The organism is Amycolatopsis keratiniphila (assembly GCF_000400635.2).
GTDB lineage: Bacteria > Actinomycetota > Actinomycetes > Mycobacteriales > Pseudonocardiaceae > Amycolatopsis > Amycolatopsis keratiniphila.
The window spans coordinates 6,098,431-6,123,069 of record NC_021252.1 but is presented as its reverse complement, the minus strand read 5'-3'; the positions used below and the strand labels follow the sequence as shown (position 1 = coordinate 6,123,069).

Below are 24,639 nucleotides of genomic sequence, written 5' to 3'. Positions count from 1 at the left end.
AGGTGATGCGCGAACGAGAACCGTCCACGACAGCGATTCCGCGAACCGGAGACGTCGGTCCGCGCCGAGTACTGAAGTTTTTTGCTTGCAGGAGTTTGCCCCACGGGAACCCGAAGGTCCAGTGTGGCCACACGGCGTGGACGTTCGGGCAATCGCGTTGGACGAAGCGCGCGGATATGCGCTGAGGTCGGCTCTGCTGGCAGAGGATCGGTCGCAAGCTACTTCGCCAAGCCACCTCGAGCGACGGGGACGATTGACCAGATGAGCCCGACTCAGATCGCAGCCACAACCCTTGATCCTGCCGCCTCCCTGGACTTGAAGCTCTTGGACCTGGCGGGGCATCCCCTCGATGTCGTGTTGTCGGACGACGCGATCGCGCGGATCACGCGTGGCCGCCACTTCGTCGAAGACGTGCTCGGCGGGGACGGACGGCCTGTCTATGGAGCGACCACCGGATTCGGCCCTCTCGTGATCTTCGAAGGCCGGGACAGCGCCACCGAGCAGTGCGACAACGTTCTGCAGCACCTGACCGTCGGACAGGGCGCCGATCTGCCGGTCCCCATCGCACGGGCCTCCGTGCTCGTGCGTGCTTTGTCACTGGCACAAGGCTTGTCGGGCGCTTCGGTGTCCACGGTGGACGCTTTGTGCCGGATGCTGTCCACGGGGTTCGCCCCGGCCATCCCGACCTGGGGTTCGGTCGGGGCGAGCGGGGATCTCGTTCCGCTCGCCCACGCGGTCCAAAGCCTGCGCGGAGTCGGGCACGCCTTCGTCGACGGCGAGCGGATGCCCGCGGCCGACGCCCTCGCCGCCGTCGGGCTCACGCCGCTCGAACTGGATGGACGGGACGCGCTGGCTCTGGTCAACGGCACGTCGGTGACGACGGCCGCCGCCGGTCTCGCGGCGCTGTCCGCGCAGCGTTCGGTCAAGGTCGCCATCGCGCTGACGGCTGCTCTCGCCGATCTGCTCGGCGCCGTGCCCGCGTTCTTGGCACCCTCATTGCTGAAGGCTTTCGGTCACCCCGAAGTCGCGACCACCGGGGAAGATCTGGCGTGGTGGCTGAATGAGACGACGCCGTCCCAGGACCGGCCGCTCCAGGAGCCGTACAGCATCCGGTGCGCGCCGCAGTTGCTGGGAGCCGCGCGTTCGGCGATCGGGTGGTCCACCCAGACCGTCTCGCAGGATCTGCGCGGGGTCAGCGACAACCCGCTGTTCTTCCCCGACGAAGACCTCGTCGCCCACGGTGGCAACTTCTTCGGCCAGCCTTCCGCGTTCGCCTCCGATCTTCTGTCCTCGGCGGTCACGCAGATCGGCAACCTGGCGGAACGCCAGATCGACATGCTGGTGGACCCCGGTCGCAACGGCGGGCGGCCGCCGATGCTCGCCGCCGAACCGGGTAGGCACCACGCCATCCAGGGGCTGCAGGTGCTGTCGACCTCGCTGGTGGTGGCGATGCGGCGGGCCTGCACACCCGCGGCGATGCAGAGTGTCCCCACCAACCTGCACAACCAGGACGTGGTGCCCTTCGGCACCCAGGCGGCGTTGACCGCTTATGAGCAGGCCCAAAAGCTGCGCCTGTTACACGGAGCCCTTGGTGTCGCGGTACGGCAGGCCGCACACCTCGACGACCGTGCTTCGACCGCTTCACGCTGCACCGGTCTGGTGGCGGCGCTGTCGGAAGAGATCGACCCGATCACCCGTGATCGACCGCTCGACGAGGACATCAGGGTCGCCGCGGACGTGCTCGATCGCCATACCCAAGAGGTGAGTCCATGACCGCCCAGGTGATCCCCCGAATCGTCATTCCCCTGCCGCAGGAGCGACTCACCCCGTGCTCCGAGGGGGAGCAAGCCGGTCCCGGGGCGTTGCCGCGTCAGTCTCACGCGTCGTGCGCGCGGCGGGAGAACACCCAGCCAGTGCCGCCTCCGCCGGCCCATTCGGAAATCGAGCGTGCCTGGTACCGCTGGATACTGGGACATCACGGCTCTTTCGTCACTTGGCGATTGCTTTCCTCCGCGCTCTACCACCGTGATTTCGACGAGGCCGCGGCGCTTTTCGACGCGTACTCGGCGTTGCTGCTCTACGCGGGAAGCTGTACGCCCGAGCTGTACGGCACGGTGGTGCGGCCGAGGATGGTGGCGCGGGATCCGGCGATGAGCGGAACCTGGGCGCGGGATTACCGCCACATCAATCAGCAACTCGCGGACATCGTCCCTGCCCGCGGTTCGGCGCTGAAGGAGGCGATGAAGATCAACCGCCTCGTGCACATGTCGGTCGCCTGGCGGCTCGTGCCCGCCGGTGGATCACTCCTCCGCGACTCCGGCCACGACGTCCACGACGAGCCGACCCTCGAAGAGCAAGACATCGTCGACGACTTCTTTCTGCTGGACAGGGGCCCGAACTGCACGAGTGGATTCCTGGTCGCGCTCCGAGCCCGGATCACGGCGATACTCGCCGACACGCACACCAGGCCGGTTCAGGCGGGTTACAAACATGAGGCGGTGAACCGCTTCCAGGAGGACCTGCCTGTCCATATCGCTCGCGTGGTCTCGATCGCCGAGGCCACGCTCTTGGAAGGAGTCAACGCTTGACGAACACGGAGACACAGCCGGCGAAGGCGGTGCCGCTCACCTCGGAAGTGCTCGGCTACATGCGTGATCAGCTCCCGCCGTTCACCGAGGTGCAGCAGGAGCTGATGGACGCCACCCTGGCTCTCGGCAGCGTGGCGGAGATGCAGGTGCCGCCGGAGCAGGGTGCCCTGCTGACACTGCTGGCGAGGCTGATCGGTGCGCGCGTGGCCGTCGAGGTGGGCACGTTCACCGGATACTCGACGCTCGCCCTGGCCGAGGGAGTCGGCCAGGACGGGAAGGTGATCACCCTCGACATCACCGACCGCTGGCTGGACATCGCCTCGAACGCCTGGACGAAAGCCGGTGTGGCCGACCGCGTGGAGCCCGTCGTCGGACCCGCGGCGGAGAGCATCGAGAAGCTTCCCGAAGAGCCGTTCATCGATCTCGTGTTCATCGATGCCGACAAGGTCGGCTACCTCGGCTATTGGGAGGCGCTCGTGCCGAGGGTCAAGCCGAACGGTCTCATCGCGGTCGACAACGTGCTCTACGCGGGTGAAGCGGCTTCACCCGACGCCGAAGGCAATGCCCGGGCGATCCGTGAGTTCAACGAGCACGTGCTGCGCGACGACCGGGTCGAGTCGGTCATGCTCACCGTGGCGGACGGTTTGACCCTGGCGCGCAAGAAGAATTGAGTCGTCCGATGGAGCCAGCACAGTCGGCCGTCGCGTGGGACGTTCCCGCCGAGGTCAATGTCCACGACTATGTCCTGCGCTCCGCCACCGCGAGGGGTGATCACCTCGCGGTGGCGGACCTTTCCCGGGGTGACCGTCGTGAATGGACCTACACGCAGCTGCGGGCGGCCGTCGCCGGACTCGCGACCTGGTTGCGGCTCAACGGGATAACCGACGACGACGTCGTGGCGGTGCTGACGGAGAACAGCGCGGAGTTCGTCGTGGCCTACCACGGGATCCTGGCGGCGGGCGGGGTGGTGCTCGCGCTCGAACCGCGCGACACCGGCGAGCACTGGCGGGGGAAGATCGACGCCGGTGGCGCGAAAGCGCTGATCGCCGAGACGGCCTTGCGCCCACCGGAGGTCGAGATGCCGGTCGTCTGTGTCGGGGCGGTCACGCCGGGTGGTGCGGCGTGGGAGGAGGCTGTCACGATCGAGCCGCGGCTGACGCACCCGCCCGGAGGCGACCGGACCGCGGTGCTGATGAGTTCCAGTGGCACGGAAGGTGTGCCGAAGCTCGTCCCGGTGACCCATCGCAACCTGACCTCGAACCTCGGCCAGATCGACTACCTGCACCGGGTGCGCGGTGACGACGTGGTGTTGTCGGTGCCGCCGCTGCGGCACATCTACGGCATGCAGATGGCGATGAACCCGGCGCTGCGGGCGGGGGCGACCCTGGTGATCGGGGCGACCCCTTTCTCGGCCGAAGACTTCCTTCGCGACGTGACCGAGAACGAGGTATCCCTGTCGTATCTGGTGCCCAGCGTCATCACCGAGCTGGGGAAGGCCGGGCGGCGGCTCCCGTCGCTGCGGATGATCGTCTCGGGTGGAGCGCCGCTTCCCACGACGGACGGCGCCCGGTGCGCCGAAACCCTCGGTGTGCCGGTGGTGCAGGGCTTCGGGATGACCGAAGCCGGGTGCGTGAGTTTCAGCCCGGACGGGGTCGAGGTGCCGCCGGGTTCCGTCGGCAGGTTGGTTCCCGGGACGGAGGTCAAGTTCCTCGGTGGCGAGGACGGAACCGAGGCCGGTGAACTGTGCCTGCGCGGACCCCAGATCGCCTCCGCCGCGGCGGACGCGGACGGCTGGCTGCGCACCGGCGACCTGGTGGCCCGCGACGCGGACGGGTTCCTGCGGATCACCGGAAGGGCGAAGTCCCTGATCAAGTACAAGGGACATCAGGTCTCGCCCGCCGAGCTCGAAGAGGTGCTGACCAGCCATCCCGCCGTGTCCGAGGCCCACGTCACGGGTCTGCCCGACCCGGTCGCAGGGGAGATACCGAAGGCGTTCGTCGTCCTCTCCGAAGGCATCGCGCTCGCGGAAATCACGGCGTACGTCGCCGAGCGGGTCCCCCCGTACAAACGCGTGCGGGCGATCGAGCGGGTGGGCGCCATCCCGCGGTCTTCGACCGGCAAGCGGACGCGGCCGCCTGCCCTTCGCGTGCTGGTGACCGGGGGCGGAAGCGGGCTGGGCCGGGCGTTCGCCCTCGCGCTCGGCGCCTCGGGCGCGAACGTCCTCGTCGCAGGCCGCGACGAGGACGCGCTGGCCAAGACGGTTCTGGACATCCGGCAAACCGGTGGAACCGCGACGCCCGTGACCTTCGACGTCACCGACCAGGCGTCGGTGACCCGCGGGGTCGCCAGGGCGACGGAGGAGTACGGCGGCCTCGACGTCCTGGTCAACAATGCGGGCATCGCCGGTCCTAAAGGTCCTTTGTGGGCAGTCGACGAGGGGGAATGGCGGCGGACGGTCGAGGTCAACCTGTTCGGTTCGACGAACGTGATCAGGGCCGTCTTGCCCGCGCTCACCGGGCGCGTGGTGAACGTGGTGAGCCGGGCAGGCCGGGTCGGTTGGCCGAACGCGGGTGCCTACGCGGCGTCCAAAGCGGCGTTGATCTCGTTGACCGCCAGCCTGGCTGGCGAGTTCGGCGAAACCGGCCGGGTGGCGGTGGCGTTCGATCCGGGGTTGGTGGACATCGGCATCACGAAGGCGCATCTCGATCGCGGTCGGACGGGAGTGAGCTGGGAGGACGAGATCCTCGCCTGGACGCTGAAAACCCGTGAAGCCGGCCGGTTCACTTCGGTCGAGGACGCGGCCGGAGCGCTGGTCGCCGTGGTGACCGGGGCGGCGGATCACCTGAACGGGCGATATGTGTCCGTGGAGGATGTGGCGCCGCTGCCGAGTTCTCGCCTCGTTCGCCAGTGAACCCTGCGCGATCAGGTGGGAACGCGCTCCTATGACTGGGGAGGCGGCAGAACCTCGTTGGCCAGCGCGCGCCGACCGGAGATCCCGAGTTTGCGGTACACGTTGGAGAGGTGGAACTCGATCGTGCGTACGGTGAGCACCAAACGCTCCGCGATCTGTTTGTTGGTGTAGCCGTTCTGTGCCAGCTCGGCGATCTTCAGCTCCTGCGCGGTCAGGGAGGCCTGCGGGGCCGGTGAGGTGAGCGCGCACAGCAAGTTCTCGATCTTGCCGCTCAACGCCTTGTCGCCGATCCGCCGGGCCGCTCCATCCGCTCGCAGGAGCAGGGCTCGTCCCGCCTGCTCCTGACCGGCTTCCAGGAATCTCCTGCCCTGCTCGAAGCAGAGTGCGGCGAGGCCGACCGGGGACCGGCCGAGCTCCATCAGGTCGATGGCGTCCCTGAGCCGGTCGGACGGACGGCCCTCGCCCTCGACCATCTCAAGGACATAGAGCGCCCAGGCGATATGGGAATGCGACCGCCACGCCGTGGCGGCCTCGTACTCGCGCGCCGCCGCGGGACCGGCGATGTCGGGGCGTCCGGCGGCGGCCGCGGCCAAGGCGAGCAAGCCCCTGCGGTGTGCGACCGTGAAATGGGCGGCCACTTCCGTGACAGGAAGCCGCGAACACTCCAGCGCGTCCTTCAACGCCTCGTCCGCCCGGCCCGCTGCCAGGTGGAGGTAGCCGCGAACGGCCAGCAGAAACGGGCGCAGGGCCTGCCGTCGCATGAGCCGACCGAAGTCGTGGTCGCGAAGGACCTGGTCGCCGATGTCGGGTTCGTTCGCCGCGACGAGCACTTCGAGATAGCAAGGAACCGCCAGCTCACGGACGGTGGGCGGGGACGCCGTGGTGGCCAGTCGCTCCAGCGCCTCCCTCGCCCCCATCAGGTCCCCGACGTATTGGGCGTGCTCGGCCCGCATCAGGGCGACGAGATCGGCGAGCCCGTCGTCGCGACGGCTCTCGAGTTTCCACAGATGCGCGTCCACGCTCTCGAACTCGCCGGTCCGCAAAAGAATCGTCACGCCGTGCCACAGACAGCCCGCATGCCGCAGGCACACCTCGTCGGCGAGCACCATCTCGGCCTGTGCTGCTGTCGCGAGCCGATCGTTTCCCTGCATCAGCAATGCCAGGGCCGTCGTCACCCGGCATCCCTCGTGCGAATCCGGGAACAAGGTCCGCGCGAACCCGGATCCCGCGGAAGACCGAGTGGACCGGATAGGCCGAGCCGCCCGGTCCCGCTCCACCTCGTACCTCCCACGCTGTCCTCGGACATTCTGCACGACCGCTCTTGCTGAGGTCTCTGTCCGTCGGGGGGAGACTACGTGGAGCAACATGATCGAACGAATGTTCGCATCATCGTGGTGTTCGATGCGTCACCACGCCGTGTGGCGAACGAGGCCGGCTGCGACGGGCTGCTGCGTCCGGCTGCCTTCGCGGGAGGGCGCGGTGGATGCGTGTCCTCGTGTCGAAAAGTGTCATCAAGGCATTCGCGGACAAAGTCGGATGAACAATCCGTGGTTCTGGTCCGTGAATTGATTGGCCGGAAGAGGCCGCTTGCGAATGATTACCGTTCGTCATCGTCGCGGCGCAATGTCGGCCGGTTCCGGCGAGACGAACCCTCGTCACTGCAGGTGGCGCCCGGTTTTCGTATCGTGAAAAGTTCGATCACCTCACTCAAGGTGACGACACTGCATGTTTTTCGGTTATCACTGTAGGAAAGGGTCGAAATTTTTCGACCATCACGCGATCGTGTTAGTCTGCTTTCGCCTGAATCGCAGATCACCTTGGCGTGAAACGCCTTAAGGACCGAGTCTCCCGGAGTCCCTGTGCAGCATGATTCGCTTACTTCGACGTTTCTTTTCCCGGGGCAGGGTGCCTACCTGGCTGGTGTGTTCAGCGCCTGCAGGGAGGCTTTTCCCGTTATCGCCGACGAATTATCGCAGGTGGACGAATATTCGCTGCGGGCAGGCGGTCCCGCTGTGGCGTCTCTGCTCACTGATCCCGCGTCGCCCACCTTGGACCGTCTTCTGGAAAATGACGTCCCGGCATTGAGCCTGGCCATCTTCGCCTCCCAGATCGTGGCCGCACGGCTTTGTCGAGAAGAGTTCGGCCTTTCGCCGGCGTTGCTCGTCGGACACAGCTTCGGTGAATTCGCCGCCTTGGTGGTTTCCGGGGCCTTGACACTGGAAGAAGGGGTCACGCTCGTGGTCGCGCGTGACCGGGCGTTGAGGGCTTCGGGGGCGTCCGGGGGAATGGTCGCCGTCGAAGCCGGTTTCCGGCGGGTGGAACATCTTGTCGCAGCGGTGGCGGATCGCAGTCTCTCCATCGCCGCGGACAACGCCTACGATCAGGTCGTGGTCTCCGGGACCACTACGGCCGTCGCCCATCTCGCGGCCGTCGCGGGCGCGCTGGGTGTCAAGGCCACCGTCCTCCGGGTGCCTTACCCCTTCCACAACCACCAGCTCCTCGGCCGGGCCAACGAGCTGTTCGCCCGCACGGTGACCACGATCACCCCGCGCGTGCCGCGGATCGCGGTCCACTCACCCGTTCTCGGGCGCCGGGTCGAAACCCCCGGAGACGTCTTGGAAGTGCTGTCGAGCCATCTGGTCCGGCCCGTGCGCTTCCTCGACGCACTGCACACCATCCGCGGGGAAGGCGAGACCCGATTCGCCGAGTGCGGCGCACGTTCGACATTGGTGGACCTGGCGACGACGACCCTGGCCGGGATCAGCACCAGCGCGCCGTTCCGCCGTCGTGCCGATGACACGGGCGTGCTGGCCGAAGTACGCGCTCTCGACGCAGGTGCCGAGACCGCCCGGCCCATGCCGGACCCGCAGCCTGCCGCCCCGGCTCCGGTTCCCGCCGCGCAGGTACCCACTCCGGCTCCTGTCGCGGTGACTCCTGCTCCCGCCGAGCCTGTCGTCGAACCGGTGCCCGCCCAGCGGGCCACCTCGGCCTCGGGCGAACCGGCCGGCGAGGAAGGAGGCCTTGTCGAGACCAAGGTCCTCGGTGAGCTCAAGACCCTTTACGCCGACGCGGTCGGATACCCCGCCGATGTCTTCGAGGACAACGTGGAACTCGAGGCCGATCTCGGCATCGACTCCATTCGCCAGACCGAACTCCTGCAGCGGGCGAGGAAGCGCTACGACGTCCCGGAGGCGGACCACATCCGGATCACCGACTACACGACTCTCGAGTCCATCGCCGGGTTGATCGTCGAGCTGAGTCACCAAGGGGCGCGAGTGTGAGTGACCAGGACTTTCGCGACAAGATCTGCCTGGTCACCGGCGGTTCCAAGGGGCAGGGCCGGGCCATCTCGTACGAACTGGCCGGACGGGGCGCGCACGTCATCGTCAACTGGTTCCACGATCAAGAGACGGCCGAGGAGACCGTCCGGGCCATCGTTTCCGCCGGCGGCTCGGCGGAGGGCTTGCGCGCGAGCGTGGCGAAGGCCGAAACCGTCGACACGATGTTCGAGGAGATCGGACATCGGCATGGCAGGCTCGACGTGCTGGTCAACAACGCCGCCCGCGGGGTCTTCGTACCGCCGGAGGTGCTGACCGAGCACGACTGGGAGCGCGCGTTCAACACCAATGTGCACGGTCCGCGCCGTTGTTCCATGGCGGCCTTCCCGCTGATGCGGGAACGCGGCGGCGCCATCGTGAACCTGGGTTCGCTCGGCACGAGCGTGGTGATCGACAACTACCTCTGTACGGCCGTGTGCAAGGGTGCGCTGGAACAGCTCACCAAGTACCTCGCGGTCGAATTCGGGCCGTATGGCGTCCGGGTCAACATGGCCTCCGCCGGGATGCTGGAGAGCGAGACCGTCAAGCTGTTCCCGGACAGCGAGCGGGTGCTCGAAGCCACCGTCGCGGGTACCCCGCTGAACCGGCTGGGCACCCTCGAGGAGAACGCGAAGCTGGTCGCGTTCCTCGCGTCGGACCAGTCGTCGTGGATGACCGGTGAACAGGTCGTCAACGACGGTGGTCTCCGGCTGGGTGGCTCGCTCATCCGAGCCGGTGGCACCTGGGGTGGCCGGGAGCGGGTCGTGGCCGCGACCACGTCCGCCCCCGCACCGAAGGCCACCACCGCGCCCGCCGCCGAGCCGGTGACCGACGACGAGGACGCCTGCGTCGCCATCGTCGGCATGGGCCTGGTCGTTCCCGGGGCGGAGTCCCCGGAAGAGTTCTGGAATCTCCTGCGGACCGGCGATCCCGCGTTCTCCGCCCCAGGGGATCGCTACCCGGCCGAAACGTTCTGGGCCGCCTCACCCGGTCAGCAGGACCGCACCTACGCCGGCGTGTCCGGCTTCGTCCGTGCCGGTCGGTCCGACGACGTCGCCCCGGAGGCGAGTCTCTCCGCGTCCTGGCTGCGCCGGGCCCTGCGTCAGGCCCTGCCTGCTTCCGCCGGTCGGGGCCTGCGGACCAGTTGCCACATCGGGGCCTGCTCCGACGGTGACCAGCACTTCGAACAGGCGATGGTGGTCGAGGGTTACGCCCGGCGGCTCGCCGAGCACTGGCCTGGCGAAGACCCGGTTTCGCTCGATGAGCTCCGTGCCGCGTTGCGGACCCGCTACGACCTCGACACCGGGCAAGCGGCGGGGCATCTTCCGGACGGGATCGTCCGGCAAGCCATCGAAGGCCTGCTGCCCGAGAACAGCCCGTTCACCGTCGTGGACACCGCCTGCTCGTCGTCCTTGTACGCCATCGACCAAGGCATGGACGCGGTGCTCGACGGCCGGGCCGACCTGGCTCTCTGCGGGGGCTACTTCATGGTCACCCCGCGGTTCAACGTGCTGTTCGGCAAGCTTTCCGGGCTCAGCAAGACGGGCAGGGTCGCCTCCTACCAGCGGTCGGCCGACGGGACCCTGTTCTCGGACGGCGCCGCCGTCGTCGCCCTGCGCCGACTCTCCGACGCCCGGCGCGACGGAGACGAAGTGCTCGCCGTCGTCGCCGGCTTCGGTGCAGCGGCGGACGGCCGGGGACGCGCCATCGCCGCGCCGAACCCCCGTGGTCAGGGCCTGGCGCTGACCAGGGCGGCCACGGTGTCGCAAGTGCCCGCCGAAGAGATCGGCTGGATCGTCGGACACGGCACCGGCACCGCGGCGGGTGACGCCGTCGAACTCGCCGCCCTCGACGAAGTCGCCCCGGCCGTTCCGGTGCTGTGCACCTCGAACAAGCCCCTGATCGGACACAGCGGGTGGGCCGCGGGCGCGGTCTCGGTGATCCATGCCGTGCTGGGTCTGCGCAACGGTGTCGTGCCCGCGCAACGTCCCGTCGCCGGCGAGGGGGAGTTGCTCGAATCGCGACGGGTCACGGTTCCGGTGCAGGACACGCCGCTGCCCGCGTCGTCACGCACCGTCGGGGTCTCCGGGTTCGGCTTCGGCGGTACCAACGGACATCTGTTGCTGCGGAAGGAGCCGGCATCGGGCGAACCCGTGGTCCGGAGCAAGCCGGAGTCCGCCCATCACGAACCGATCGTCCTGGTGGGCTGGTCGGCGCACCTTCCAGGATCGCCGGACGCCGCCACCGTGCTCGACCGGCTCCGCGCGGGGAAGCCGCCGGCCGAAGCCGCAGCCTTCCCGTCACCGTATCCCTCTCCGTCGGTCCGCGTCACGAAGATGCCACCGGCCGCCTCGAACGCCGTGGACCGGACACAGCTGATGGCACTGGAAGTCGCCGACCGGTTCGCGACGGAAAACGGCGCCCTCTGGCGCGGCATCGAGCCGACCACCGGCGTGATCGGCGCGCACTACGGCCCGGCGACATCGTGGCTGGAAACCGCTTTGCGCTGCTATGCCGACGATCTGCTGTCCTGGACCCCGCCAGGGCTGGCCGCGGACGACTATTCCGTGGCGGCCGAGACGGCCGTCAAGCTGGTCCGGGAGAACACCCCGGTCACCACTCAGGACAGCCAGCCCGGCCTGATGGGCAACGTGATCCCGTCCCGGATCGCCAACCACTTCGATCTCAACGGTCCGGTGCTGCTCGCCGACGCGGGCCCCGCCGCGACCCTGCACGCCGTCGACATCGCGCGCCGGTATCTCCGGGACGGCACCCTCGATCTCGCCCTGGTGCTGGCGGTCAACGGCAACAGCACACCGGAATTGGAGACACTCCTTGGCCGGGAAGCGCTGGGGGAGGGCGCCTTCCTCATGGCGCTGGCCCGCCGCGGCGACGCTGTCGCGGCAGGCTGGCCGGTGCTGTGCGAGGTGTCGACCGAGGATCCGGCGACGTCCGGCGAATCCGGCACACCCGAGCGGGACTACCTCGGCGCACAAGGTGCGATCGACCTGCTCACCGCGCTCGCCACCCTGGATCGGACGCCTCGGCAGGAGATCACCGGTGCTTTCCCCGCACCGGCGGTGACACTCACCGCCTCCGCCACCCCTCAGCGCGTCCGGCGCAACGATCGCTATGTCTGTTCGCTGGCCGAAGACCTCGAACCGGCAGCCGGCGGATGGACGATCCCGCCGGGGCCCGACTGGCTGGTTCTCGTTCAGCCGGGGTGCGCGGATCTGGTACCCCAGGCCGTCCGCGAGGCGGGAGCCGTCGTCCGGGAACTGGACGGGGCCGTGCCCGTGGAGGAACAGGTGTCGCTCGACGAAGGCCGGTTCCCCCACGTCCGGATAGTCGTCTCGACCCGGAAAACGGGGTGGCCGACTTCGGCTGACGACAACCTCGTGCTCACCCACGAGGCGCTTTTCCTCGCCGCGAAGGCCTGTCGTGACCGCATCGACGCCGGCGGGTCGCTCGGAGTCCTCATCGACGACGCTCTCGCGGGTGGTGTGCCACACCCTGACACCGGGCTCTTCTCGGCCCTGGTGAGCAGCCTCGCGTGGGATCTGCGCGGTGCCCGGCTCGCCGTGGTCATCGGCACGTCGGACTGGGACGTGGTCAACCGGGAACTGGCGAACTTCGGCGGGAACCCCGTTGTGATCCACCGTGACGGAAAGCGGCTGAGGACGACCCTCGTGGCCACCCCGTCGGATCTCGACGAGATCGCTCCGGTCCTGCGTCCCGGCGCCGTCGTGGTGACCACCGGTGGAGCCCGCGGGATCACGGCGGCCTGTATGAAGGAACTCGCCGCCGCGCAGCGAATCCGGCTCTGGCTGCTCGGTTCTTCGCAACTGCGGGATGTGCCCGGACACATCCTCGACGCGCCGGACGCCGACCTGAACCGCCTCCGCGGCGAGTTCATCGCGGCCGAACGCGCGAAGCGGCCGGACCTGTCGGTGCGCGAGCTGAACGCCCAGTTCGCCAAACTGCTCAATGCCCGTGAGTCGTTGCTGAACCTGCGCGAGCTGCGCGCGTTGTGCGGTGAGGACGCGGTGCACTACCTGTCCTGCGATCTCAACTCCGCCGAGGCGGTCTCCGCGGCGGTCCAGCGGATCCGGGAGGCGGATCCGCAGGTGGACCTGCTCGTACACGGCGCGGGCCTGCACAACGGCGGGGACATTTCGCGGATCACCCTCGACGGCTTGCGGCGGATCCGTGATGTGAAACGGCGCGGATACCACAACCTCAAGGAAGCCTTCGGGGACGCGCAGCCCCTTTCGTGGTGCAACTTCGGTTCGGTGGCCGGTTTGGTCGGCCTTCCGGGTGAAACCGATTACGCGCCGGGGAACGACTTCCTCCATGGGGCGGCCCGGGCGAACACTTTCGCGCGGGGTCTCGAGGAACGCACGCTGGTGTGGCCGATCTGGTCCGAGGTCGGCATGGGCGGGTCGGAGCTCATGCAGGGCAACAACGAGCGAGCCGGGATCATGGCTCCGCTCCACCCCGCCGAAGGGGTGCGCCACTTCGTCGCGGAGCTGACCCGGTTCCCGGCTTCCGAGCCGTTGGTCGCCTTCCTGAATCCGCGGGAACGGGACACCTTCTCCCAGCAGTTCCCCGGATTCGTGCGGAACCGTCCGGCACGGGCGCCGTGGCTGCTCGGCACCCCGTACCGGTTCGACGCCGAATCGGCGGAGTGGGTGCTCGAACTCGGGGAGCGGACGGCCGGATTCCTGGCCGAACACCTGGTGAACGACAAGCGCACCCTGCACGGCACCGGCCTCGCCACGATCGCGGCCGAAGCGGCGGCGGAACTGTTCCCCGACCGCCCGGTGAGCGCTTTGCGTGATCTGCGGTTCCACGCGTTCGTGGCTCCGAAACCCAGGCCCGGAAGCCCATACCGGGTGACGGCGGCGGTCACCGGGCACGAAGGCGACAACGTGCTGGTGGAGGTCCGGATCACCAGTGACGTCGTGGACCGGCGTGGCCGGGTGCTGCGCCGCGACCGGCCGCATTTCACCTGCGTCGCCGAACTGGGGCCCCTCCAGCCGATGCCGAGGGCGGCGGAAAGGGTCACCGGAAAGCCTTCGGACGACCCTTACTACCAGGCCGGCAGCGGCGTCTACCTCGGTGGCGTCTTCCGAGCCACCACCGAATCGGTCGAAGGTCCCCGCGGATCGAGCGCCCGGTGGGTGTTCGTGCCCCCGTCGACCGAGTCGGAGCGGACGCTGCAGGAGAACCCGCCGGTCCCGTCGGTCCTGCTCGACGCACTGGCCCGGACACGGATGCTGCGGACGGACGAGAACGGTGTCCACCTGATCGCCGTCCCCCGCGCCATCGGGAGGATCGACTTCTTCACCGCGGGCGGTGACGGCCCGGTGTCCCGGGCGAATCGCGACGGCATCGTGCTCAACCACGTCGCCGCCGAGAACGTGGACGAAGCGTCCACAATGGACGGAAGGGTGCTGATCCGGATCATCGGCTGCGAAATCTACGACGTGGACGACACCGAGGCGCACTAGGTCCGGTCTGGACCGGTGGAAACCCACAGCGACATCCGCGGCCCGAAGCCGACGATGTCGCTGTGGGTTTTCTCTCGTCATCGTGACTGACGTCGCATCTCGGCGAAGTCAAGCGCCGGCCGCCGAATCACAGTGAAGTCGCTCTCGTCGATTCGGCTGGGACAGAGGTGAAATCGGGCAGCTTTTCACCGGATCCCGGTTCGTCGCTTGACAGCCCGTGGCCTTTGATCGAGATTCGAAAAAAGAATGACTGAACAGAACCCGAGAGCGGCAGACCGTGCCCAGTCCGCGTTCCACGCGTTGCTGGTGGATCCGAATCCGGACAGGCGGTGGAATCTGGCGTGCGGACTGAAAGCCATGGGAGCCGAAGCCGTCGCCGAGATCACGATGACCCACAGTGCCCGCATGGAGAAGTCTGTGGTGGCGGAATGTGACCTCGTTCTCCTCCACTCCGGTCAGGCAACGGACAGCGCGGCCGAAACGGTGGCGGATCTGCGCCGGCACGGCGGGGAGCGTGTGCTCGTGATCGCGTCCGAGCGCGAACCGGCACCGGCGATCGCCGCTTTCGCGGCGAACGCGGTGGGGTATCTGATCGACAGGTCCGATCCCGCGCAGGTAGACGGTCCCGTGGCGCGGCCGTCCCCGCGGGACGAGAAGCTCGTCCGGGGCGAGCACGACACGCCCGCTCAGCGTCTGTCCGCGCGCGAGATCGAAATCCTCTCCTTGGTGGCGGAAGGCAAGTCGAATCGCGAAATCAGTGTCGACCTCGCCTTGTCGGCGAACACCGTCAAGGGGCATCTCGCCAGGGTGTCCAAGAAACTGCAGACCGGCGACCGGTCGCGGATGGTGTTGCTCGCGCTCCGTGCCGGAGTGATCAGCTGAGCCTGCCGCGCATCGCCTGGACGACGGGATACCGGAGCACTCGCCGCTGCGGACGGGACAGCGCCGCGATGAGACCGGAGGCCACCGGCAGCCAGCGATCCTTCGGTGACGGTTCACGCAGCCACTGCACGGAACCGCGTGAAGTGACCGTCGGCGGGAGCAGGGCTCGTGTGGGGGACCTGTGGAACAGCACACCGCTGGGCAGCTCCTCGTCGGAGACGACGCAGTCGTCCGATTCGACGAGCGCCAACGCCCGGAACGGGGCGCCGGGAACCAGGATCAGCGGGCCGCTGGGAAGGGCGCCGGTCGTGGCGAAAAGGTGTTCACCACCCCGGAACGGCACGGAAACCGCCGCCATGCCACCGGTCAGGCACAGCTGCAGGGAATTTCCCTGAATCTCGACGTCCCAGGCGAAATTGGCCTTGTAGAACTCGGCCGCCGCGAGCAATCTCGGCGAGATGCCACGGTGGGCAGCCTCTCGCAGTCCGCTCGATCCGTTGATCATCTCGACGCCGGCGCCGGAAGGGGTTGTGCTCATGGAAACCGCCATTCTGCTCGTGCTCCCGTCGTTTCCTCCGCATCCACTCGGCTGCGTGGAATTGATTCTCCGCGGCGCGTCTTCATGAACTCTCTATGGAGAAGTAAGGTAAATGTGGCGTGTTCGGTACAGGGGGTCGTGAGTGGCAAGTGTCGTTAGAACGACCCGAAACACTCACGACCACCCGCACCGGCCACTCACCTGCCTTTGTGACGCTTCCGCCCCCTGCGGACTGCAAGACCCGAGGTGAAGGGGACCTTCCGCTCATGCGACGCGGGGAAAGTCCTCTTCACCTCACCCATCCCCGCAGAGCAACGATCCGACATCCGGGCAAGGGACCGAACCAGCCATATTCGCCTTACCGCTCAATATGTACGGGAGCGTTCGCGGCCGGAAATAGTCAGGAACCGGTCCAGGCGGGCTCGTCGTCGGCAGCCGGTGTCAGTACCTTCAGCACACGGCCGAGCGCCACGGTGTCCGGGAGCGGAGGCGGGCCGTCGACGTCGTCGATGTAGGCGAGAAGCTCGGGATCCGGCGCCAAGTGGTGTTCCCGGAGATAATAGGTCACCGAGTCGGTCCACACCCAGACACCGTCGGTGTAGAAGTTCGTGGGCACCGTCGGACCCCGCCCGGGATCGACGATGTCGTCCAGCATCGCCGAAGTGACGAGCAGCAAGGTGGCCGATTCGAGGTATGCGCAGATCCTCTCCCGTTCCTCCTCGTCGTCGATCTTCGGCCGGTCGGGAGCGAACGCGGGGCCCTTTTCCGGGTCGACGTTGTCGAAGATCCTGGCCACCTTGATCTCGGAGTCGTTGTCGGCGGCCCACAGCAACTTGCCGTTCTGCTGCACGGCCCGCTGATAACGGAGGTCACCGCTGCCCAGGGGGACCACCTCGACCTGCGGGTCCCGCTCGCCGGCGGCGATCAGGCTCTCCTGGAAGCGGCCGGCCAGCTCGGCGGGCGCTGTGGCCTCTTCGTGCTCTTCGTCGATTTCGGCCACATAGACCACGCGGGGCGGCGGATAGGGCGCGTCGTCGACGGGGCTGCGCACGGCGCTCCAAAGGCCGCGCAGGCCGGGTTCGTCGGTCGCGGCGGCGAGCAGATCCTGCTCGGCGAGCGCGGAGAGCAGCATCGCGTTGCTCACGTCTTCGTCCTGCTCGCTGTCGTCGGGCTGGACTCGATCGGCGGAGAACCGCCACGGCGGCGGGGTGTCTTCGGAGATGAGTTCCATCGTGGCCAGCGAGGCGGGGTCGCCCCCCTCGGACGCCAGTAGCTCACTGAGCACGTCGAGATCGTCTTCGGTCAGTGGAAGTGTGGTTCGCCGCCCCGCGAACACCAAAAGCCGGGCGACCTCCCCGCATCGATCCTCCGCCAGCATGCCCCGGGCGCTGGTTAGTGAGTCGTCGGACAGCCAGCCGGCGGTACGGAGAAGCATGCCGTGCAGCTCGGAGGTGAAGAGGTGGTTCATGCGTCGCTCCCAGTGCGGTCGCCGGTCGCGGTTATTCTGACGCCAACGGGAATCGGAATCGGGGAAGCCGCCGTTGTAGTGCCCTAATGTGCACCCTTCGCCGACGATCGGCACCCCGGCCGTCGCGCGCGGGACGCCTGGCGGGCCCCCGGGTTCAGGGAACTTCGGGCATTGTTGGCTGCCGGAAGCGCCCTGACGGTGTACTCGGAAGACGTCACGTCGGCGACGGTGACAACGTGGGGCGATACCGTTACGCGTGCTGGTCGGAAGATCAGCCGGAGCGCCCGAGAGTCCGCCGGCCCGACACCGCGGAAGACAGTCCAGGAGACAGCGATGCTGATGACCGGAAAAGTGATTCGTTACGACGAGCTGCGAGGTTACGGCTTCGTGGCGCCGGACAGCGGCGACGAAGACGTTTTCCTGCACGTCAACGATTTGACCTTCGACAAGCGCCTGCTCGCGGCCGGCGTGCAGGTCCAGTTCACCACGGAAGAAAGCCCCCGTGGCTTGAAGGCGTCGGACGTCACGTTGCTCGACCGCGGCACCCAGGACGTCCCGAGCCGCGCCGAACGAGGCCCTTCCGTCCGCGCCGGAGACCATGACGTGCTCACGGCGCAGGATCTGCGCGAAGAGGTCACCGAAGTACTGCTGCTCGGTGCGCCGATGCTGACGGGGCAGCAGATCGTCGAGATCCGGCAAGGGTTCATCGCGCTGGCGCTGTCCCACGGCTGGGTCAGCGACTGAGCCGCAGCGCCGCACCGGTTCCTCCGGCCGTTTTCCCTGTTCATCGCCCCTTTGCGGCACGGTGAGCGGCCAGGAACGCCATCGATGACTCATCGTGATGGCTGTCTTACCCGATCGGCGGTTCCGGGGCCGCGACCGGCGTGTTGAGGGGAAATGAAGTCTCCGTGTCAACACTGGGGACATGAACAACGAGTCAACCCAGTCAGTGTCCGAGAACATCCCGGCCAAGCACGTTGCGCACAGTCACGATGTTGTCTTCGCGCGGGTGGTCGAGGGTGGCGAGGACGTGCTCCTCGATGTCAAGTTGGACTACGACACCAGCGACCCGTTCGCGATCAGGGCCTGTTTCCTGCGGGATACCCCGAACGAGATCGACTGGTTGTTCTCGCGTGAACTCCTGGTGGCCGGCATGATCGTGCCCGCGGGGGAGGGTGACGTCCGGATCAGCCCGACGGCTTCCGACACCGCCACCGTGCAGATCGATCTGAAGACCCCGGACGGCGCGGCCACCTTCACGGTCGCCGCCGAAGATCTGAAGAGCTTTTTGGACTGCAGCGAAGAGATCGTGCCGCGCGGCGAAGAAACTCTTTGGGTCGACTTCGACTTCGAGCTTCACCGTCTCGTGTCCGGCTGAGACGGCCGGTACGGTTCGCGAGGGTTACCCGGGGTTTCCGAACCCGGCAGTAGCCCTCGCGATAGCCGAACCGACGCGGTCCGCGCAGGCTGAAAGAGCCGAATAAGACTTCACGATTCCGAAGCACGCTCGACCGAAGGCGACTGCGCCGCGTAAAGCCGTTCGACAGCTTCCTCGTCCATGTCCAGACTCGACCGCAGGAAATCCGCGTTCAGCCGCACCGCGGTGGCCCCACCCGGATTGAAGTAGACATCGACGTCCTCGGCGAGCTGCTCCACGAGCTCGCCGAGGTCGACCCGACGCCAGTCCGGAGAGCTGATCCGCCGCCGATGAGGCTCCCCGGTCGCGATCACGACACAGGGAATGTCGTCCGGGGACTTCATCACCAGCGGCTTGCCGTCCCCGTTCATCGCGATGTCGAAGAGCGAGTCACGCAGCATCACCTGGATCTGCTCCGGGCCGCCCTGCCCGCGCGAGACCAGTCGCAGCGCGGCGTCCAGGAGATCGGTCGGGGAGTTTTCGTCCGCGGGGACATAGCCGGGATTGGCCCGGAACTTGCCCGCCCGCCCGTCCTCGATCGGCCAGAGGCCGACGATCGCCTCGATGGGTGGCCGCTGGTCCTCCGTTTCCGGCTCCCAGCCGGGATCCATCAACAGAACCCAATTCTCCAACCCGTCTTCGTCCGGCGGCGGTTCCACGGTTCCGGCCATGGTGTGCTTCTCCTGATCTTCTTCGTCGAGTTGCCGTTCCCGGCAAAACGTGCCCGCGCCACCGCGGGGCCGGCGTCCCGGTCAGCCGATCGGTCGCTCGACGAGATAGCGCGACACGCTTCGCAGCTTTTCGCAGGTTTCTTCCAGCTCCCGTTCCGGAGTCGATTCGCCGACGACGCCGGCGCCCGCCCGCAACCAGGTCCGACCCTCATGCCTGAAGACACTGCGCAGCACGAGTGCGGCGTCGAGTTCGCCGTTGAAATCCAGGGCCAGCACGGCCCCGCTGTAGAGCCCGCGCGCCGGTTCGGAGCGCCCGATGAAGTCGCAGGCGGCGCGTTTGGGGATGCCCGACGCGGTGATCGCGGGGAAGAGCGCGGCGAACGCGCCCCATTCCGATCCGCCTGTCGCGAGCGTGCCCGAGAGGCGGGACGCGAGATGCTGGACGCTGCCGCGCTCACGCACGTGCATGAACTCCTCCACCGCGACCGAGGACGGGGTGCATACCGTGGTCAGTTCCTTGGCGGCCAGCCGCACCGAGATGGCGTGCTCGAAGACCTCCTTGGGATCACGATAGAGTTCTTCGCGATTCCGCTCGTTCAGCAGTTCGTCCGCGCCGAAGGCCCGCGTACCGGCCAGAGGTTGTGCGAACACCTCTCCCGACGGGGTCACCCGCGTCACGATCTCGGGGCTGAATCCCGCCACCTCCCAGCCGCCGAGTGAGAGGAGGTAGGACCGTGCCGGCGTGTTGCCCGCCCGTCCGGCCAGATAGGTGCGGGCGAGATCGATCTCGAAGGGTACTTCGACCACACGGGAGAGAATGACCTTGTCGAAGACGCCGCCCCGGATCGCCTCGACGCCCTTCGCCACCAAGGCCTTGTACCCCTCGGCGGAAGCACCGTTCAGGAGCGGCTCCACGAGATCCTGCCCCACGGGCTCCTGGGGCCCCAGCGGGATCAACCGCCGTTCCAGCCGGTCCAGGTCGTCCTCGGTGAGACCGCGCAGTCGAGCGATCCCGTCCCGGATCCGCACCTCCCGGCGAGGGATCATGAGCCGCAGCAACGCGTCGTCGGCTGGCGTATCGTCCCGCGCTGTGATGGCCAGCTCGAACTTCGCCCAGCCGTACGCGCGCCATTCCTCGATGTCTACTTCGGACAGTTTCTCGGAGGCGCGAGCAACCTCGTCGGCGTTCGAGAAGGCGAAATCCCGCAGGGGGTCTTCGGCGAAGCTCATTTGATCCGGTTCTTCGTAGGCGACGTGGTCGCATTCCGAAGTCGCGCTCAAGGCCGCGGCCGTGGCCGGCGGTGAGTGCCGGAGCGGGATCAGGCGTTCGAGATACTGCATCGAGGGCTCCCCTGTGTGGCTTGCGCATGTGCCGGGTGTGTTCAAGTCGGATAATGGCTCGCCGGCCGGAGGCAGAGGCCTACCTGGCGTGCCAGGTGCTCTTTCGCATGAAAGAGCCCGCTCCCGAGGTCGTCGCCGCTGCTCCTCCATCACTACGGCCTGGTTCCTGCCGCGGTAGCGGAACTGGCCGAAACCGGGGCGGGAAGAAACGGCTTTCCGGATTATGGGGATTCCTCACCGGATCGGACGGATCCTGGGGAATGGTCGGTGCGCTGAGTCAGCGACCGTGCCCAATCGTGCACGCGCCTCTCCGGGCGGCCGGGGAAAAGGCCCTCGCATCCTGCGCACGGCGTTCGTGAGGGATAACCGGCAGAAAACCCCGGCCCGGCCGTTTCCCGTCCAGGTTCCTCGAAGAACCAGCACAGTGGAGAGGCGTTCGGAAGGGGAGAACATGAGTGAACAACCCGGGCGGACCGAGGCCGCGGAAGCCTCCGGTGCCAGGTTGCTGTTGTTGCTCGATCCCGAATTCACCCTGAGTGAAGAGCAGGATCACCTGCCGCCTCAGGTGATCCTGGGTGCCTGGGTCGTCGACGAAGAGGGCGAACCGAGCCGCTTCCACCCGAACCCGGAGTACCGGCCCAGCACTCCCGGCTCCCCGCTCGACCCCGTGGACGCGGTGCTCCGTGCCCTCGCCGACGGTCAGGACGTCGCTGACCAGTTCTCCGTCGTGCTCCGGGACACCGTGCTCGGGATCGCCACGGACGACGAGGGCGTCGCGGTGATCAAGCCGGCTCCGGACGGGGTTCCCTCGGTCCAGGTGACCACGTCCTACGGCCACCGCGAGCGTGTCGGGACCGGTGTCCGCTGGCTGGACGTCACCGTGGAAGAGCTGGCCGCGGCGTTGCCTCGGCAGGGTGTCGACGTGCTGCTCAACCCGGGTTCACCGGCGTCGATGCGAGTGCTGGCGGACGCGATCCGCGCGGCCGCCCAAGACGCCTGACCGCCCGGGTCGTTCACCGGTCAGAGCTGGAGTTCACCGTTGGCGATCGCGGTCGCCAGTTCGATCCGGGAGCGGTAGCCGCTCCGGACGAACAGCCGGCTCAGCCGGCCTTCGACGCTCTTTTCGCTCGTGATCAAGGCCGCGGCGATCTGCTTGTTACTCAGTCCTTCGGCGGCCAGCGTCGCCAGAAGCCGTTCGTTCTCCTCCACCGTGTTCCGGCGGCCGGGAACGACGATGCCGTGCTTCTGCATGAGGGTGCGGGTCTTGGCGCGATGCATCAGCGCGCCGAGACCCGCCATCAGCTCGTAGGCCTCGCTGAGCAGCGCGGGGTCGGCCATCCCGTGTTTGACCAGGCGTGCGATGAGGACCGACAACTCGAGCGGCTGACCACGTTCGTGAGCCACCCGCAGGGACTCCGCTGCCGCGTCCGCGTCCTTCTCGACCACGGCACGCACGAACGACGCGAGCAACCCCGCCCTGCCCGTGGGCAGGTCACGCGCCAGTCGTTCGGCGTTCACCAGGCATTGCGCCGCGGTCTCCTTGTCCTCGAGGTCGAGGGCCAGGTCGGCCAGCTCCGCGTACGCGGTGTCGCAGCCGATCACCAGGCCGCGTTCTTCGGCCGCGCTCAACGCCGTGGTGAGCCGATCGGCCGCCCGTCGCGCGTCGCCGAGGGCGCGGTCGATCAGCGCCTCGGTGAAGTCCAGCAGATGGGCGAGGACCGGGGTGCCCTCCGCGGCCGCGGAGAGCAGCTCGCGCGCGGTGGCGAGCCGTCCCTGACAGACGAGAGCGGCGACCGTCGCGTTGAACATCCCGGTGGTCGCCGCGGCGAAGCCGGGAACCGATCGGCGGGCCACGCTCCGGCAGGCCAGCTCGGTGGCGTACCGGAAGTCGCCACGCAGCACCGCGGCCGTCGTCCGGTTGGCGGGCCCCACGTCGTCCCACGAAAGCCCTTCGTCCGCCAGCAGGTTCTCGGCGCGGGCGAGCTCTCCGTTCAGGAGCAGGCCGGTGAGGTACGCGTCGATCTGCTCGGCGCGGTATCGCGCGACATCACTCAGCGGCCACTGTCCTCGTTCCAGCAGACTTCGCTCGAAGAACCCCGCCCGGCCCTGCCACAGGCCGCCGAGCGCTCCGATCAGACGCGCGACGACGGCTTGAGGATGCCCCTTGCGGACCGTCGACGTCGCGGTTTCCGCCCACCGCCCGGCTTCCCCCCAGCGGTCGAGCAGCGCGCACGCGATCGCCCGGATCACCGCTCGTGACCCGGGATCACCGGCCAGGCGGTGGTCGCCGTCCGCGATGTCGCGCAGCGGCTCGGTGTCACGCCTGCCACTGAGGCCGCAGAGGAGCAGCGAGTGCACCTCGAACACGGCATCCGGGTTCAGTTCGTTCGCGAAGTCGCTCAGCACCAGCCGGATGGTGCGCAGACTTCGCTCGTAGTCACCGTTCCGGTGGTAGGTACCGACGAGCAGCAGGAGCACCTTCGCTCGTTGTGCCCGGTCGCCGGCGAGTTCGACGGCGGCGTCCAGCCAGCGAAGCGCCGGCACGGTCTCGTCCTCTCCCGCTTCGACGGCACGACGGAGCAGTTCCTCCAACGCCCGTTCCGGATCCACCATCCGGCCGGCCTCGGCCAGGAGATTCGCCCGGTGCGCCGGATCGCGGCAGACCGCTGCTCCGGACCACAAGGCTTCGACGGCGGCCGCCGCCAGCACCCGGCGTTCGTAAGGCCCGCAGGCCTCGGCCAACGTGACGGCGTGGAGGGGGAGGACGAAGCGCCAGGACTCGTCCCCGCGATGAAGGACACCGGCGGCGCGCAGGCTTTCCAGACGACGAAGGACCTCGTCCTCGGATAGGCCGATCACCTCGCCGGCTACGCGAGGTGCCGCGCCGCCGAGCGGAGACAGGAGGGCCATCGCCTTCGCCGTTTCCCATTCCGCGGGGCCGAGCGCGTGAGCCGACAGGAAGTACTCACTGGGCTGGGATGGTTTCCGCGTGGCCATGGCGGGCACGAAGTAGGCGGACCGGTTCACGATCCGGATCGCGCCGCGCCGGCGCAGTGCCTCCACGGTCTCGGACACCGCGGCGCGCACGCCGCGGCTGAGAGCGTGCACGTGATCGACGAGCGCGGGCTCCGGCCTCGCCCCCAGCGTGCTTTTCAGCTCGCCCGCCAGCTTCTCCTTCGTCAGCGGACGCAGCCGAAGGGTGTGGACCAAGTTCGCCTCGCGGAGTCGGGCCAAAGCCGCGGGGCCATAGCGGGCGGCCGCGTCGCCGGCGGGGACGCGGAGCGCGCCGACACACCTGATCTTGGTCCCATCGAGCATCGGGACCAGCGCTTCGAGCACCGCGAGGGAGTCACGGTCGATCCAGTGCAGATCGTCGAGCAACAGGACCGTGCCGTCGCCACCGCGACGCAACGCCGCGGCCGCGGCGTGGGCCGCCCGCAGCGCCGCCGCAGGTTCCTCGGCCGCACGGGCGACCGGGCCGATCGTCGCCCAGGCCGGTTCGCCGGGCACCGGGCCCCGTAGCCGGGTGGGCGCATCATCACGCGGGCTGTCGGACGGGAGATTGAAGCGGGCGGGAGCGACGTCCCCGCTCGGGGTGAACCGCATCGCCGAGACCTGCCGGCCGTCCGTCTCGAAGTGTTCGGAAAGCCGAGCGAGCATGGTCGTACGACCGGTGCCGGTGAGCCCGGTGAGCAAGACCAGTGGTTTCTCCGCCTCGAGAACGGCGCCGAGAATGTCCTCCACGTCGTCATCATCGGCGCGAACAGGGAAGAAGCCCATCGGGAAGGCGAGTTGGCCCGACATCGTGCCCGAAGGTCCCCACCGGCGAAATGCCTCACGGTCGCCGCCCGTGACGGCCGGCTCCGGATACTCGGCGTCGAAGGTGATAAGGGCACGGATCACAGCAAAAGAGGCCGTGTACCCCGCGCGGGGATCGGTTCGCCACGTTGTCCCATGCACCATGAGGGCGAACGCGTGACGCCGGATTGTTCG

16 protein-coding genes are annotated in these 24,639 nt (G+C 68.1%); 10 read left to right on the top strand and 6 right to left on the bottom strand.

What is annotated here, in order from left to right:
• Positions 1-315: 315 nt before the first annotated feature.
• Genes AORI_RS68215 through AORI_RS68200 form a run of 4 tightly spaced genes read left to right on the top strand, consistent with a single transcriptional unit; the run spans position 316 to position 5,499 of the window.
• Positions 316-1,773: an aromatic amino acid ammonia-lyase gene (locus tag AORI_RS68215; protein WP_228688194.1), complete on the top strand. Its 1,458-nt coding sequence runs from the start codon at positions 316-318 to the stop codon at positions 1,771-1,773.
• On the top strand, positions 1,770-2,588 hold the full coding sequence (locus tag AORI_RS68210; RefSeq protein WP_063751885.1) for a hypothetical protein: 819 nt from the start codon (positions 1,770-1,772) through the stop codon (positions 2,586-2,588). Before AORI_RS68215 ends, AORI_RS68210 begins: the two co-directional genes overlap by 4 nt.
• Complete coding sequence (locus AORI_RS68205) at positions 2,585-3,259, top strand: O-methyltransferase (RefSeq protein ID WP_016335766.1); 675 nt, start codon at positions 2,585-2,587, stop codon at positions 3,257-3,259. Before AORI_RS68210 ends, AORI_RS68205 begins: the two co-directional genes overlap by 4 nt.
• Before the next feature lie 8 nt (positions 3,260-3,267).
• The gene (locus AORI_RS68200; RefSeq protein WP_016335765.1) at positions 3,268-5,499 is read left to right on the top strand and encodes an SDR family NAD(P)-dependent oxidoreductase; all 2,232 of its coding nucleotides are present in this window, start codon (positions 3,268-3,270) and stop codon (positions 5,497-5,499) included.
• Positions 5,500-5,528: 29 nt separating this feature from the next.
• Here AORI_RS68200 and AORI_RS68195 read toward each other — a convergent pair whose 3' ends face one another.
• Complete coding sequence (locus AORI_RS68195; protein WP_016335764.1) at positions 5,529-6,674, bottom strand: helix-turn-helix transcriptional regulator; 1,146 nt, start codon at positions 6,672-6,674, stop codon at positions 5,529-5,531.
• A 684-nt stretch (positions 6,675-7,358) separates the two neighbouring features.
• Between AORI_RS68195 and AORI_RS68190 the strand changes: the two genes are divergently transcribed.
• The 3 genes from AORI_RS68190 to AORI_RS68180 all read left to right on the top strand — a co-directional run bounded on the left by AORI_RS68190 (position 7,359) and on the right by AORI_RS68180 (position 15,211).
• Positions 7,359-8,780 (top strand): acyltransferase domain-containing protein, encoded by a 1,422-nt coding sequence (locus AORI_RS68190; protein ID WP_043848253.1) that lies wholly within the window; start codon positions 7,359-7,361, stop codon positions 8,778-8,780.
• Positions 8,777-14,329, top strand: a complete 5,553-nt coding sequence (locus AORI_RS68185) for an SDR family oxidoreductase (RefSeq protein ID WP_016335762.1) — start codon at positions 8,777-8,779, stop codon at positions 14,327-14,329. Before AORI_RS68190 ends, AORI_RS68185 begins: the two co-directional genes overlap by 4 nt.
• A gap of 246 nt (positions 14,330-14,575) precedes the next feature.
• Complete coding sequence (locus tag AORI_RS68180; RefSeq protein ID WP_016335761.1) at positions 14,576-15,211, top strand: helix-turn-helix transcriptional regulator; 636 nt, start codon at positions 14,576-14,578, stop codon at positions 15,209-15,211.
• Here the strand turns inward: AORI_RS68180 and AORI_RS68175 are convergent.
• Positions 15,204-15,749, bottom strand: coding sequence for a hypothetical protein (locus AORI_RS68175; RefSeq protein ID WP_123798546.1), 546 nt, complete (start codon positions 15,747-15,749; stop codon positions 15,204-15,206). The genes AORI_RS68180 and AORI_RS68175 overlap by 8 nt on opposite strands.
• A 400-nt stretch (positions 15,750-16,149) precedes the next feature.
• Positions 16,150-17,217, bottom strand: coding sequence for a hypothetical protein (locus tag AORI_RS68170; protein ID WP_016335759.1), 1,068 nt, complete (start codon positions 17,215-17,217; stop codon positions 16,150-16,152).
• 333 nt (positions 17,218-17,550) lie between these two features.
• On the opposite strand from AORI_RS68170, the gene AORI_RS68165 reads away from it, so the two are divergent.
• A complete protein-coding gene (locus AORI_RS68165; RefSeq protein ID WP_016335758.1) occupies positions 17,551-17,961 on the top strand; it encodes a cold shock domain-containing protein in 411 nt (136 codons plus the stop codon).
• 181 nt (positions 17,962-18,142) lie between these two features.
• Positions 18,143-18,595: an SsgA family sporulation/cell division regulator gene (locus AORI_RS68160; protein ID WP_051552917.1), complete on the top strand. Its 453-nt coding sequence runs from the start codon at positions 18,143-18,145 to the stop codon at positions 18,593-18,595.
• A gap of 110 nt (positions 18,596-18,705) precedes the next feature.
• Here the strand turns inward: AORI_RS68160 and AORI_RS68155 are convergent, their stop codons facing one another.
• Both AORI_RS68155 and AORI_RS68150 read right to left on the bottom strand, forming a co-directional pair.
• Positions 18,706-19,305, bottom strand: a complete 600-nt coding sequence (locus AORI_RS68155; protein WP_016335756.1) for a type VII secretion system-associated protein — start codon at positions 19,303-19,305, stop codon at positions 18,706-18,708.
• Positions 19,306-19,386: 81 nt separating this feature from the next.
• Positions 19,387-20,646, bottom strand: a complete 1,260-nt coding sequence (locus AORI_RS68150) for a salicylate synthase (RefSeq protein WP_016335755.1) — start codon at positions 20,644-20,646, stop codon at positions 19,387-19,389.
• Positions 20,647-21,097: 451 nt separating this feature from the next.
• Between AORI_RS68150 and AORI_RS68145 the strand changes: the two genes are divergently transcribed.
• Positions 21,098-21,646 carry a type VII secretion system-associated protein gene (locus AORI_RS68145; RefSeq protein WP_043849028.1) on the top strand — a complete coding sequence of 183 codons (549 nt, stop codon included), beginning with the start codon at positions 21,098-21,100 and terminating at the stop codon, positions 21,644-21,646.
• Positions 21,647-21,666: 20 nt separating this feature from the next.
• Here the strand turns inward: AORI_RS68145 and AORI_RS68140 are convergent, their stop codons facing one another.
• Complete coding sequence (locus tag AORI_RS68140; protein WP_016335753.1) at positions 21,667-24,390, bottom strand: AAA family ATPase; 2,724 nt, start codon at positions 24,388-24,390, stop codon at positions 21,667-21,669.
• Between the last annotated feature and the right edge of the window lie 249 nt (positions 24,391-24,639).